The 13289-nt window shown below is 43.9% G+C and carries 13 protein-coding genes; 6 read left to right on the top strand and 7 right to left on the bottom strand.

The genetic code is table 11. The features are described from left to right. Positions 1-45: 45 nt before the first annotated feature. From KFT32_RS18850 to KFT32_RS18840, 3 genes are all read right to left on the bottom strand, one after another. On the bottom strand, positions 46-3024 hold the full coding sequence (locus tag KFT32_RS18850; protein WP_211748795.1) for a DEAD/DEAH box helicase: 2979 nt from the start codon (positions 3022-3024) through the stop codon (positions 46-48). Then, entirely contained in the window at positions 3021-4715 is a 1695-nt protein-coding gene (locus tag KFT32_RS18845) for an SWIM zinc finger family protein (protein WP_211748794.1), read from the bottom strand. Before KFT32_RS18845 ends, KFT32_RS18850 begins: the two co-directional genes overlap by 4 nt. A gap of 67 nt (positions 4716-4782) precedes the next feature. Further along, positions 4783-5982: an ROK family protein gene (locus KFT32_RS18840; RefSeq protein ID WP_211748793.1), complete on the bottom strand. Its 1200-nt coding sequence runs from the start codon at positions 5980-5982 to the stop codon at positions 4783-4785. Between the two features lie 151 nt (positions 5983-6133). On the opposite strand from KFT32_RS18840, the gene KFT32_RS18835 reads away from it, so the two are divergent. From KFT32_RS18835 to KFT32_RS18825, 3 genes are all read left to right on the top strand, one after another. After that, on the top strand, positions 6134-6838 hold the full coding sequence (locus KFT32_RS18835) for a chromate transporter (protein ID WP_283246446.1): 705 nt from the start codon (positions 6134-6136) through the stop codon (positions 6836-6838). 12 nt (positions 6839-6850) lie between these two features. Next, positions 6851-7384: a chromate transporter gene (locus KFT32_RS18830; RefSeq protein ID WP_211748792.1), complete on the top strand. Its 534-nt coding sequence runs from the start codon at positions 6851-6853 to the stop codon at positions 7382-7384. Between the two features lie 84 nt (positions 7385-7468). Beyond that, positions 7469-8035 carry an NUDIX hydrolase gene (locus KFT32_RS18825; protein ID WP_211748791.1) on the top strand — a complete coding sequence of 189 codons (567 nt, stop codon included), beginning with the start codon at positions 7469-7471 and terminating at the stop codon, positions 8033-8035. Here the strand turns inward: KFT32_RS18825 and KFT32_RS18820 are convergent. From KFT32_RS18820 to KFT32_RS18805, 4 genes are all read right to left on the bottom strand, one after another. After that, a complete protein-coding gene (locus KFT32_RS18820) occupies positions 8032-8214 on the bottom strand; it encodes a hypothetical protein (protein WP_211748790.1) in 183 nt (60 codons plus the stop codon). The genes KFT32_RS18825 and KFT32_RS18820 overlap by 4 nt on opposite strands. 182 nt (positions 8215-8396) lie before the next feature. Then, complete coding sequence (gene msrA, locus KFT32_RS18815) at positions 8397-8909, bottom strand: peptide-methionine (S)-S-oxide reductase MsrA (protein ID WP_211748789.1); 513 nt, start codon at positions 8907-8909, stop codon at positions 8397-8399. Between the two features lie 292 nt (positions 8910-9201). Further along, positions 9202-9426 (bottom strand): sulfurtransferase TusA family protein, encoded by a 225-nt coding sequence (locus KFT32_RS18810; protein WP_211748788.1) that lies wholly within the window; start codon positions 9424-9426, stop codon positions 9202-9204. Between the two features lie 12 nt (positions 9427-9438). Next, positions 9439-10506 carry a YeeE/YedE family protein gene (locus KFT32_RS18805; protein WP_283246447.1) on the bottom strand — a complete coding sequence of 356 codons (1068 nt, stop codon included), beginning with the start codon at positions 10504-10506 and terminating at the stop codon, positions 9439-9441. A 306-nt stretch (positions 10507-10812) separates the two neighbouring features. Between KFT32_RS18805 and KFT32_RS18800 the strand changes: the two genes are divergently transcribed. From KFT32_RS18800 to KFT32_RS18790, 3 genes are all read left to right on the top strand, one after another. Next, the gene (locus tag KFT32_RS18800; RefSeq protein WP_249435981.1) at positions 10813-12060 is read left to right on the top strand and encodes a tyrosine-type recombinase/integrase; all 1248 of its coding nucleotides are present in this window, start codon (positions 10813-10815) and stop codon (positions 12058-12060) included. 186 nt (positions 12061-12246) lie between these two features. After that, positions 12247-12708, top strand: a complete 462-nt coding sequence (locus KFT32_RS18795; protein ID WP_211748786.1) for a GNAT family N-acetyltransferase — start codon at positions 12247-12249, stop codon at positions 12706-12708. Between the two features lie 232 nt (positions 12709-12940). Continuing rightward, positions 12941-13289 (top strand): SMI1/KNR4 family protein (locus KFT32_RS18790; RefSeq protein WP_211748785.1); only part of this gene is annotated, 349 nt, incomplete at its 3' end.

The raw sequence follows: 13289 nt of genomic DNA, 5'->3' as shown, positions 1-13289 counted from the left end.
TCGTACTTATGATAATACACTGTAGAGGTTCTCTTAGGGTCGTAATTAACCAGTAATATCACGTCGTAACGTGAACAGGTCTTTGAGCGCCACGGTCGACAGCTCGGTAATCCAGCTCTCCGTGCTGGATATGACATTGTCGCTGAGTTGCTGTTTGTTCTCGAGCATCTCATCAATGTGCTCCTCAAGCGTACCTAGCGCAATGAACTTATGCACCTGTACGTCCTTGGTCTGACCCATACGGTAAGCACGGTCGGTCGCTTGATTCTCTACGGCTGGATTCCACCAGCGGTCAAAGTGGAACACATGATTGGCCGCAGTCAGATTAAGCCCTACGCCGCCAGCTTTAATTGAAAGAATAAATACGTTTGGCTGTTCAGTAGGTGGCAGGGACTGAGATTGAAACTGTTCAATCATCCGGTCGCGAGCCATCTTTGATGTACTCCCGTTTAGATAGAGCACAGGCTCCTGCAGTTCTTGCTGGAGAACCTGCTTCAATATCTCTCCCATGCCGATATACTGTGTGAAAATGAGGCATCGTTCGCCTTCATCACGAAGTTCTTTGACCATTTCGAGCAATCGTTCCAGTTTGGACGAACGGCTGATTAACATGTCGGAGTTAAACGGACTGTCCTGATCGCCCTGAATACCAGCTATAGTCTCTTTTGTTAACAATACCGGATGATCGCAAAGCTGCTTCAAATGGGTAAGTGTTGCAAGAATGGCTCCTTTTCTTTCGATCCCCTCTAGCTCCTTCATTTTGTTCATTAAGTCGTTAACGGCTTGGTCATAGAGGGCACTTTGCTCAGCAGTAAGTTGAATATAGGTTTTCATTTCATTTTTATCGGGTAGATCGAGCTGAATCGCAGGATCCTTCTTCTTACGGCGCAGCATAAACGGCTTCACAAGCTTTTGTAGATGGATTGTCTTTTGCTCATCCTGGTCTTTCTCAATCGCTTGAATGAACCGAGTGTTGAATGCTCGTGCAGTTCCCAGGTAGCCTGGGTTTGTAAAATCATAAAGAGACCATAGTTCCGAGAGCCGATTTTCTATGGGCGTTCCCGTAAGCGCGATCCGATGTTTTGCTTGGAAACTGCGGACAGCAGTAGATTGTTTCGTTTGAGCATTTTTGATGTTTTGAGCTTCATCCAAACAGAGCGATTCCCATGTAACTGTACTCAGTAATTCTTGATCAAGTGTTGCTGTGGCATAGGAAGTGATAATGATGTCCGCTTGCCTGATTTGTGCATGAAAATCATCCCCACTCGCACGGTTACTTCCATAATGGAGCATGACCCGAAGGGACGGGGCGAACCGACTTAATTCCTTCTGCCAGTTGCCGAGTACCGAGGTAGGACAAATCAAAAGTGAAGGAGGTACTGGATCTGTAGCTATGTTGGTCTCTTTTAGATGTAATAAATAGGTAATAAACTGCAGGGTTTTACCAAGCCCCATATCATCTGCTAGGCAAGCCCCTAGCCCATAGTTACGCAGAAAGACCAGCCAGGAAAAACCATCGTATTGATACGTTCGTAGTTCCGCCTGAAGATCACTTGGAACGCTGAGCTTCGGCCACTCCGATTGTCGCCCTAATTGATGGATAAGCTTAGTCAAATGTTCATTAAGCTCGACACCGATTTGAATGTGCTGATTCTCATCTTCCTCTTCCTCTACCTGTTTCGGGGCCCGGCCACCATAGGAAACTTGATTGTTCTCCAATAGGTGTAGATGCAATATATCTTGAAAAGAAAGCCCCTGCGAGCTGTCTACCCCTGCCATCGCTTGGGATATCTGTGCCAGCAGGGCCGGGTCAAGCGGGATCCATTGTCCTCGAAATTGCACTAATCGCTCATTGCGAGCCACGAGTGCTGCAAACTCAGCTTCGGTGAACTGGGCGTCTCCAATGGCAATACGCCAATCGAATTGAATGATGGAATTTAGCCCAAATAATGACTTACCTTTACTTGTTTGTCCTTCATTGCTTCCTTCATCTGCTCGAATTTTGGCCCGAAGCTTAGGGCGTTTACGACTAGCAGCTTCCCACCAAGCGGGAAGGAGTACCTGCCAACCCGCTTCTAGTAAACGACGGCTATCTACCGTTAGAAATTTCCAAGCGGTCTCATCCGTCAGCGGTTTACTAAGGACATCTCCGCTATGTTCAGCCCATTGTTCCTTAGGAAGACTTGAACGTAAATGTTCCAGCCATCCAGATGAGCGTTCGCTAATGTGGCTTGACCAAGAATCCGGCCACCCACCAGATACATGTCCATCCTCAGCAAGACGCACGGGAATAAGAATCACGGGATCGATTTTATCTTGTAACACGAGCTTAAGTCGCCATGATGGATCATCATCGTCTGGTTCCAGTAACTGTAGTAAGAGACGGAAAGGAGCAGCATCTGCTCTCCAGCCAATCGAAACGAGCCATGCTTGTTCATTTATACCAGCAACTGAACGATGATCTTTAGTGAAGAGTAATGGATACTCCGTGCGTAAATCGGAAGCAGTAACTTCAGTTCCATAATAGCGGTAAAACACGGCAGACGAGAAAGCTGCGTTTAATCCGGCGTAATCGCTAGGATGATTGTCTTTTAGTTGCTTTAATGTAGCCGTTGCTGCTGTAGTCAAGGTTTTTGTGTCCCAGGTCCAGGCGAGTTTTCCTTGCCGGAAGGCAGTAAGGCTAGGAATAAATTGCCTCTCTTCAATACATACATTCAAAATAGAGGCAAGCTCAATCCAATGCGTGGCTTCTTCATCCCACAACCATTCGATATGATGTAAGAGTCTACGTTCTGCCAAGAAGGGAAGAACATGCTCCGCGGGGAGAATAATAAGTTCAACCTCATTGGCCTGCCTAATTTCCAGCTCCGTACCATACATCGATGCCTCGTGCCAGGCAAATAGACGCTGTTTCAAATCCATTCCGGATACGTATCTGTTTGCTGCGGTCAAACCGTAAATAAGAGCATCCCCATAAGTGCTGAGACTGATATGAACAGTGATGGTTTCTGTGTATTGGCTCATGGTATCAGTTTCCCCTTTCGAAGCTCCTCTTGCAGCGCACGCAGACGACTATGACGGTTAGCAAAAGTAGTGATGAACTGTTCCCAGCGTGTTTCTTGTTTCATTTTTAGATACAGTTTGGATAATCGTTTTAGTAATTTAACGGCTGCTTTATAGCTATCTCTATTCTTAAGTAGAATATATCTCTCAACACCTTGATGATAGAAGGGCAATAGCAGTTCAGGAGCATTTTTCTCTATCGGCTTTAGGACGCTGACACGGAAATCCAAAGGCTCTGTACCGCTGCTTAGCTGGTAATCCATCCACTGCTGCCACTTACTATGAGCGAGTAGGGTTTCTTCATATATCTTCCTCGAAAAAGGGAGCATATGGATCAGGCTGTTCCACAAATGCTGCTCGGAATCCGAACTAGAGGAATGCTGAATAACCTGTTCCCATAGGTTCACATACTCTTGAATATGCTGCTCCCGAGGTCTGCTAAGCATCATCGGACCGATGGCGAGGAGCCAATCTTGTAGTCTCGACCACTGCCCTTTTGAAGACAGAATTTGCAGAAAAAGAAAGAAACGCTCGGGAGGAATAATCCCTTTTTGATTGGCTTGCTGCAGCAGCTCCAAAGCAGGCTGATCCTGATCTAAAAAGAAGTGGATTTGGCTTTGAGCTAACCACCAGGGAAGTTTGGCAAGCGAGGTTTTAAGCTCATCTTCCGCGGATAGTAACTGTTCTAGTTCCTCTTCGTACATTGACTTGTCCTTAAGGTTAGGATGAATCCAGTGCAACCAGAGAGAATCATAGGCTACGGAAAAATAACGGAGATTGCTTGATTCCACCAGCATGCGGCTCCGTAAGTAGTCTGAAGTCTCTGACACACGAGACCAAAGCTCCGGTTCGTCCCTTATCATCAGCGGCTCAGTCAATATCCGTATTATTTCTTCCTGTACATCATCAGCGGCAACCTGTGTGTGATAGCCTATGAAAATATTTCGATGCATTTCTGAATTCTGCAGGGGCCTCACAAGTTTATCAAGCACAAACAATAGAGCATGAAGCTTATATAGCTGGTCCAACACAGGTGAAAGCTCAGGTTGCTGATTATAAATTGAAGCTAGAGCTTCTTTTGCATATTGAACATTCGGGCTGCCAGATCCTACGGAGGAGGTACACAGCTTGAAAAAAGCATGCCAATCTTGGATGGGCATGGAAGGTAACTTGTTTGCTAGCTCCTGCAATTGTAATTGCTCAGCGGTGTTTGTTTTGCGGACCCTGTTCTGTGGCTCTGAACTTGAAGTTTGCTGGCCAGAAGATCTAGCAGGATTCGTAAGATGGGCAGGTTTATCCGGCTGCTTAAAGGTCGCTGCTGAATTGGCATTGACCATGGCATGAACGGACCGTCCATATTGACTAACGTAAGCAAGAAGCACGGCAATCATATGCTTACAATAGGATGGAACGGGACAAGTACAATGACTGTCGGATAAAGTATCTAGATTGAGAGTAACTTGGTACCGTTCCTCGTCATTGCCTTCGACAAAGCCTTTAATATGTTCGGGATTGGATATTTTTATAAGGTGGGCACGCTCTTGTTTGTACTGCTCAAATCCACGTTTTATCGTAAGATCATTGAAACTTTCCCCTACTTTTTGAACGAGAATTTGCCACTCTGTTTCATCAAGCATATATTTTAAGTTCATTATTGTTCTCCTAAGGGAGTGTAGTGTTTTTTATTATCATCTGAAACGTATATTGTAGAAGTTGTCGCTAGAGCACCATATGATCTCTTACCATAATGGCTGCGCCCGTTACGACCGCTTCTTCTTTCAATTTCCCTAATGAGAAATGGGGCTGATATTCAGGATAACGGTATGTGTTCTCCAGGGCAACTTTGACAGCGGTTTGGAAGAACAACTCATGAGAGTGAATGAGCGCACCGCCTAGAATAATAGTCTCGGGATGAAATAGATTAATGACGTTAGCGAGGCCAATGCCGAAGTGAACAGCGGCCTGCGTAAACAATTCCCGTGCATGTGGATCGCCATCTCTAAAAGCTTGGACTAACACATCGTAAGTCAGTTGTTCTGCGGACACTTTATAGGTTCTAAGTATCGATTCTCTGCCTAGTTTCACTTCAGCGCGTGCCTGGTTCACGAGCGCTTTTATGGATACGAATGCTTCCAGCGCTCCGTAATTTCCGCTATGGTCCAGTCTTGGACCGTCCGTCTGAATGATCATTTGACCGATCGCATCTTCCATATCCATCGTGCCATGAACAATACTACCATAGGACATCATAGCAGAGCGGAGACCTGCTCCTGCATGTACATAGAGCATATGTTGAATGTTTGCATGCCTTATGGACCAGCGTTCACCAAGCAGAGCCGTATTGGCCCCGTTATCCAGCATAACCTTAAATCCCGTGCGCTCCTCCACAAGTTTACTGATGGGTAAATCATTCCACCCCGTAGCAGGAAAATGCAGTGGGCTGAGAATCAGCCCCTTTTCCCGGTCGAGCGGACCGACAGCCCCGATTCCCATACCGATAATTTGGTGATCTTGCAACTGATGATCTCTCAGGAAAGCTCGGATGTGATGATGGATATGTTCCAAAAACTTTTCCGGTGTGAAAGCTTGATCCATTCGCCAATGAACAATTGATTTAGGATTCATCTGCATATCAAATAATCCCAAGGCCGAGTACACCCTGGATATTTCTAAACCTAATATATATCCATAGGAAGGATTAATCTGGTATAAGATCGGTCTTCTGCCGCCGCTAGATTGTCCAAACCCCGATTCTATGAGTAAGCCTTCTTGTGTCATCTCCTCTAATAACCGAGTCATCGTACTCTTCGTAAGCGAAAAGGTAGATAGCAGGTCTGATTTGGATACAGTACCTTGTTCTGCGATCCGGTCATATAGGAGTTTCTTTGACGATGGAATGAGTGTCGAACGCTTATCCACAATACACCTCCCCAAGTGAATTTTGAAAAAATCGAAAGTAAATCCAGTATAACTCAGATTGGATGCGATGTAATTTGTAAACCAAGAAACTTAATTCCATTTTGGGAAAAAGTGTTATACTTAGGGTAAGACGGAAGTAAGGGTGATTAATATGGTAGCCAATGTGCATGGTAAGGCAAATGTAAGGACAAATGCAAAGCCAAGTGCGAATCTAAGTCCAAAGTCAAGGATGAATGCGAAGCTGCGACTATTGTTTCCATTGTTTTGGGCATTTTTTCGGATTGGCCCCGTTACCTTCGGGGGAGGGTACGCAATGATTCCGATGATCGAACGTGAAATTACAACGAAACGAAAATGGATAGATGATACCGAGATGGACGAAATTCTCTCTTTAGCTGGTTCCGCACCAGGAGGTGTAGGTGTGAATGCCGCGACATTCATCGGCTACCGGCTGGCAGGGGTCATGGGGGCTATTGCGGCGATCGTAGGAATCACGATTCCCACCTTTATCATTGTGTGCCTATTAAGTACAGGGTACGGGCTATTGGGCGATATACCTAAGGTCGAAGCTGCGATGAAAGGGATACATGGTGCGGTGATCGCCCTAATTCTAGTAGCAGCCTATCGAATGGCGAAGAATGCTATTTTTGACAAGACGAGCGCTGTCACGGCGATCATCGTACTAGCTATTTTACTTGTATTCGGTATGAATCCTATCTATCTAATTGCAATCGGTTTATTGATCGGTTTTGTATATTTGCCAGTCAAACAGCGGTTAGGTCTCGAAGTACGTACGGAAAAAGAGTGCTCCAATCATTCTGAGGAAGAGTCGAATTATCCGGAGTATTACATCTAAGGGGGGCATACCATGATTTGGGAGTTATTTCTCGTCTTTATCAAGGTTGGACTGCTCTCTTTCGGAGGCGGATACGCGGTCATTCCGATGATTCAGCACGAAGCGATTGCAGGTGGTTGGCTGTCTGAAATGGAATTTCAGGAGGTCGTATCGATCGCCGGGATGTCGCCAGGTCCTGTTGCGACCAATACGGCAACCTTACTTGGCTATCGTGTATCTGGAATGGAAGGAGCAATTGCTGCGACGTTAGGCATGGTTCTACCTTCGTTCATTCTTATCATTATGATTTCGATTTTCTTTTACCGGGTGAGGGACAGCAAGTGGATGAAGACGGTATTCTATGGTTTGCGTCCCGTGATTGCGGGCTTGATTGCCTACGCCGCGATCCATTTTGGATTTATGGGAAATAGCGATACTTTTTTCACTTGGCAGACCTTCGGCACGGTGATCATCGTCGTGATTGCGTTATTCGGTCTCGTCAAACATAAAATGCACCCACTGACCATTATTGTTGCTTCCGGTATTCTTGGTGTAGCATTTTTTTAATGAAGACGATACTTTAGAAGGTAGAGTTAGGTAAATGACATATAATATAGAGCGAGATCAGAGGACTTAGGGGGTGCATAAAGGGTGCATACACATAACAATTCACAGTACCAAGATCAGTTACAACAGCTTGCCACACTATCGGGTTCGATATGTTGGGGAACCGTTACGGCGAGATTTTGTCTGGATGGAGTTCCAGATGAACACCTGATCAGTAACATTAGCATCATTCCCGTTGTGGGAGATCAGTATGTAGTCATGCAGCTGGAAGATGGCAGGTGGGAACTGATTGGCGGAACGCTGGAGCCGGAAGAGCATTATATGGATGGGCTGAGAAGAGAGCTGCTGGAAGAGATCGGAGCAGAGCTAATCAGCTACCATCCATTTGGTCATTTTCAGTGTACATCAACGTTGGAAGCCCCTTATCGTGCACATATTCCGCATCCGCATTTTGTTCGTTTGTTAGGATATGGTGAAGTGAAGCTGGTCAGTAAACCCCTGAATCCAGAGGATGGGGAACAGGTCTCCGTTGTAGAACTTGTAGATATTGACGAGGCCGTGCGTAGGTTTGAGGAGATAGGTAGACATGATATTGCTGAGATGTATAAGCTGGCGCACTTGGTCAGATGGAACAGGGGACAGAATTCCTAACTCATTCGTAAATAGAATATCCCTATGATGATCGCGAGTATAATGACACCGGCGATGAGTGTCGTTAGCAGACCGCTGCCTATAGATGAGTGATTGGCAATTTCATCATGTTTTTCTTTCGCTTTTCTTTTGGCGACATCTTCATCACTACCATTCAAATGGTTGTTAGGAAAGGACATGGGATCAACTCCTTGGTTGTATGTAATAATTTTACATCATTTATTAAACTGATTTTAGCACAGTTGGGTAGAAAATAATTGAATACTTACAATTAGGAATAAGAAAACAGCCTTCTCGATCTCCAGATGGAGTTACGAAAAGGCTGTTTTTTATAAGACGTAAATCTACTTGGAGCTTGTTCTTACCAGTGCTCTGAAATAAACTCATCCCGTCCTGATTTTTCGCGGTCTTCTTTATAATGTTTTTGATTCTTCTTATGATAGTCCTGATGGTAATCCTCGGCAGGATAGAACGTTTCGGCAGGAAGAATTTCCGTTACAATCGGCTTATCAAATCGGCCGCTGTCTGCTACTTCCTGTTTCGAATTCAAGGCAAGCTCATGTTGACGCTCGTTGTGATAGAAAATGGCCGTTCTGTACTGACTTCCCCGGTCTTGGAATTGCCCTTCATGATCTGTCGGATCAATCTGTGGCCAGTAGAGCTCAAGCAGCTTCTCATAAGGAAAAACATCCGGGTCGAATGTAATTTGCACAACTTCGTAGTGTCCGGTCGTTCCTTTTTTAACCTCTTCGTATGTTGGATTCGTTACCGAACCTCCTGTATATCCTGATACAATGCCATGAATTCCGGGCAGCTCCTCGAAAGGAGTAACCATACACCAGAAGCATCCTCCTGCAAAAGTAGCCTTTTCCATATGCTCAACCTCTTTCGAAATCTCGTTATTGTATTTGCTATGATCATAGAAACTTTAGTATACCAAATGAACGATCGTTGGTACAAAGTGTCACCCTTGATAGTATCGCGCTTAAGTGGAACACTCTGTATGTAAAATGGAATGAAGGACATAAGACGACTCTTCATTTTTTTCGATAAAAGATAAGAAAAAAACGACCACTTACCCAGGCTGTGGGCAGGGTCGTTATCAAGTGTGTGAAATGCATAGCATGAATTAGAGATTGATGCTGTACCCTATGGAAAATAGAGGGTTATTTCTTTTGAACAGTAATGGTCCAAGAAGCATCATCGAGCTGTTCGTAGTTCGTAATCTGGTGACCTTCTTCGGCTGCCCAGCGCGGAATGCTCTCCGTGGCTTGAGTACAATCGAAATCGATAACGAGTTCGTCACCGCTAGTAAGTGTCTTAATTGCTTCTTTTGCTTCAATCAGTGGAAAAGGGCATACCATACCAAGAACTTGTAGTTTTTGTTGCATATCAATTACCTCCTAGGCTGTAGTTGTATTCAGTGCGCCTTGTTTGGCGTTTGCTTTTTTGCGTGGACGAACAAAGACAAAGTAAGATGCAGTCCATGTGCCAAGAATCATAAAGATCAGAGAAATCCAACCTTGCCATGTCATCATGGCCGTCATTACGAGACCATTCCCGATGGAGCATCCTCCGGCCCAGCTGGCACCGAAGCCCATCAGAAGCCCGCCGCTAAAGCTGGATACCGCTGTCTTCGCATCTGGAGCACGGAAACGGAATTCACGACTTCCTTTAGCAGCAATGAATGAACCAAGGAAGATACCAAGCACAAGGAATACGCCCCAGTTGATGTAGCTGTCACTGTCACCCGTTACAAGATATTGCAAAATGTTAGCGGATGGCGTGGTGACGCCAAGACCAGACATTCTGCCTGTTGCTTCACTAAGCGGCCATGCCAGCAGGGCAATGAGACCGACAAGGATCGCCGTAAAGAACGGGTGCCAGCGTTTTTCAAACAACAGGTGAGTGAGGCCGGTACGCTTTGCTTTTAGCGTTGGGATGAACACTTTAGGTTTACGTAAATGCCGAATGACGACAAATGCCGTAATGGCAACGAGAACTACAATGAACGGCCATACGGATAGTCCGAAGGTAGCCGGAATGGAGTTCGTCACTGGAGAAGTGGCTTCTCGAATCCCCTCATTCACAGGCACGAGTGCACCCGTCTTCATGATGGCAGCCATCCCCATGTAACCGAATAGAGCAATCCAGCTTCCGATTAGACCTTCACCCGCCCGGTACCATGTACCTGTTGCGCATCCGCCTGCCAAAATAATGCCGATCCCAAAAACAAAAGAACCCAGTATAGTAGCAAGCCATGAGAACGTCCCTGCTTCAAATTGAATAAGACCTGCTTGAATCAGTGCGTATACCCCCACACTTTGAACTGAAATGGCGATAAGTAATGCATAGAACATCCGGTTATCTTTTGCGATATACATATCCCGGAAACCGCCGGTAAGACAGAAACGGCCACGCTGCATAACGAAACCGAGTAATGCACCGCATAGTAGACCGGTAAGGACCATCTGTATCAACTGAACCCACTCCCTTGAATAGTAAATACATAGTAAACTGCTTGGTTTATAAGTATTTATGATTTTATCACATAACAACTCGGCGTCAAGAGTTAATATTTATCTAGTAAAAAGGGAATCGGTGATATTCGTTGTACGATTGAAAGAGGTAGGATGAAGTTATGGATTAAGAAAAGAATACGGTATTCCGAAAGCATCGGAGACAGTTTCCTAGTCAGGAGACTGTCTTTTTTTGTTGTTTGAGGTATGAGTGTCTATTACAGATGTAGTTGCATTCTGAAAAAGGAGAGGGTATGCATGCGAGCCAGAATCAAGAAGATAAGTGAGGAGTACTTGAGTATTTCTCTACAACAATATGACGCAGAAGATGTGAAGAAATTAAAACAAATAAAAGGTGGGGTCTGGAACTCAGTGAATAAACACTGGGTGTATCCTTATTCAGAGGGAATAGTGAAGGGAATATATGCACTATTTACTTCATCGCAAATTCAGTTGTACGGAAGCTTAGCGTCGGATGAAAAGTTTATCAATGTGAGAAATCAGCATGCAGATGAGATCCATACTGTGCCTATGAAATATACGGATGAGAATTTACTAAAAGGGGCAGATGGTGAGGAGAAGGGAAATGGAAGAGTTAAATCTTCCATAGCTAATGTAACAATAGGTCAAAAGGCAAATTTGGAGCATTCAATTTTAGAGAAAAAACTGGTTACCGTCCTTAGAGCAAAAGGATATAGTTCTAAGACGATAAAGGCTTACTGTGGGCATATAAGGCGTTATGCAGAGCACAGATTAACTGAGACTGAATCTAATATTTCTAGAGTGGAACGATCCGATGTAGAAAATTATACACTAGCGCTACTGGAGCGAGGCCATTCGCATGCTTACGTGAACCAAGCTATCAGTGCAATAAGATTCTATACGAAAGTGATATTACATCAGTCATCAGAGACAGCACGGTACCTACGGCCTAAATCGGAAAAGAAACTACCTTATGTCTTATCTGAGCAAGAAGTGATGCGGATTCTAGCAGCCTTACCTAACTTGAAGCATCGAACGATGTTGTACTTAGCTTATGCTTCAGGCCTTCGGGTCAGCGAGGTGGTGAGATTAAAACTTACTGATTTTGATATAGACAGAGGCACGATACTCATCAGACAAGGCAAAGGTAAGAAAGACAGATATACCCTTCTCTCCTCAGCAGCCTGGGAGCTTGTACAGAACTATGTAAAGCAGGATCATCCTGAAGAGTGGCTATTCCCAGGACAGATTAATGGGAGGCACCTGACAGAGAGATCGCTTCAAAAAGTGTTTGCACAAGCCTTATCGCAATCCGGAATTCGGAAGGAAGTCGGCATTCATGTACTAAGGCACTCTTTCGCAACACACTTACTGGAAGGAGGAACCGATCTCAGATACATACAAGAATTGCTTGGTCACACCCACTCTTCTACGACAGAAAGATATACACATGTGAGTACGAAAAATTTGAAGAAAATTCAAAGCCCGCTAGATCGAATAAAGGATGAATATAGGGGAAAGTAGATTACAATATATAGAATTGAAGTTATAATTTAATAGTCATTTTGGTTCGCGAATATATGATGAGCTTAGTGATATACGTAGTACGGAAATATTGGCTCAAATAAGTTATTTGCGACGTACAGAGATAAAGAAGTTAGCTGAAATCAACGAAAAAAATGTGATGGAAAATCGAAAGGAATATAAAAAATGAATCTAATCCGCATAGAATCAATTGATAAACATAATTGGGAAGAAGCTCTCTCAATATCTTTACATAAATCACAAGAAAAGTTTGTGTCTCCTATTATCGAATCATTAGCATGGGCCTATATAAAACCATGGGATGAGGCATTTGATCCATATATTTTGTGCAAGGATGATAAAACATTCGGACATTTTTTTCTTTCCTATACACCTAATAGTACGAATAATTACTGGATCGGTGGTTTTCAAATTGACAAGGAATATCAAGGAATGGGACTCGGAACACAATCTCTTAAAAGAATAGTAGAATTCATTCAAGAAACGCACAGACAATGCGAAGTAATATCTCTAACAATCGAAAAAAGTAATAATCATGCTAGAAAGCTATACGAGAACTTCGGATTTGTTAATCAAGATAATGAGAATCAATATGGTGAGATTATTTATAAGCTAAAGTTAAAATAAATTATACAGAAACTTGTGCTAGGTTACTCGAAGAGGTCGTTGACATCAGCTAACATTACATTCCTGCATCGTCGCTAACGCTTCCTCGGTCACCGGGAGGATTTTCGGAGAAGTAAATCAGGCGACACATCCAACCGGCTAAGTCTGACGACCCGGCAACTTTGTTGCCTTAAGCCGCTTGGACGTCAGGAATGCGAAACGTTATCAGAAATTGCCAAAGAGAGGAAAAACTATGGAGTATTTTATTGATAAAACAATAAACTCATTAAAACAAAGACTGCAGGAGAATAACGGAGTACTTCGAGTACAATGGTCAGAAGGCCACTTGACATATGGAACCTGCAAATTCTTTGAACCATTGGATAATAAAGAGATCATTTCTTTTGAGAAAGAACTAGGATATAAACTTCCTGAAGACTATGTTAGATTCTTACAAATTACGAATGGTTGTAGATTCTTTGACCATCCCGAATTCGGTGGAGAATCTTATCTATATGGGTTATATGACATATTTGAACAAACCTACGAAGAACCAAATGAAGGGTATCTGAAAATCGGATATTTCTATACAGATAATATTG

It is taken from the genome of Paenibacillus sp. Marseille-Q4541 (assembly GCF_018310695.1).
Lineage (GTDB): Bacteria > Bacillota > Bacilli > Paenibacillales > Paenibacillaceae > Paenibacillus.
Note: the sequence above shows the minus strand (reverse complement) of the source record. Positions and strands in the feature narration are given on the sequence as shown.

Bases quoted from the DNA above. Each gene is read 5' to 3' on its own strand.
- KFT32_RS18850 (WP_211748795.1), bottom strand. From the start codon at position 3,024: ATGAGCCAATACACAGAAACCATCACTGTTCATATCAGTCTCAGCACT.
- KFT32_RS18845 (WP_211748794.1), bottom strand. From the start codon at position 4,715: ATGAACTTAAAATATATGCTTGATGAAACAGAGTGGCAAATTCTCGTT.
- KFT32_RS18835 (WP_283246446.1), top strand. From the start codon at position 6,134: ATGGTAGCCAATGTGCATGGTAAGGCAAATGTAAGGACAAATGCAAAG.
- KFT32_RS18830 (WP_211748792.1), top strand. From the start codon at position 6,851: ATGATTTGGGAGTTATTTCTCGTCTTTATCAAGGTTGGACTGCTCTCT.
- KFT32_RS18820 (WP_211748790.1), bottom strand. From the start codon at position 8,214: ATGTCCTTTCCTAACAACCATTTGAATGGTAGTGATGAAGATGTCGCC.
- msrA (WP_211748789.1), bottom strand. From the start codon at position 8,909: ATGGAAAAGGCTACTTTTGCAGGAGGATGCTTCTGGTGTATGGTTACT.
- KFT32_RS18810 (WP_211748788.1), bottom strand. From the start codon at position 9,426: ATGCAACAAAAACTACAAGTTCTTGGTATGGTATGCCCTTTTCCACTG.
- KFT32_RS18805 (WP_283246447.1), bottom strand. From the start codon at position 10,506: ATGGTCCTTACCGGTCTACTATGCGGTGCATTACTCGGTTTCGTTATG.
- KFT32_RS18800 (WP_249435981.1), top strand. From the start codon at position 10,813: ATGCGAGCCAGAATCAAGAAGATAAGTGAGGAGTACTTGAGTATTTCT.
- KFT32_RS18795 (WP_211748786.1), top strand. From the start codon at position 12,247: ATGAATCTAATCCGCATAGAATCAATTGATAAACATAATTGGGAAGAA.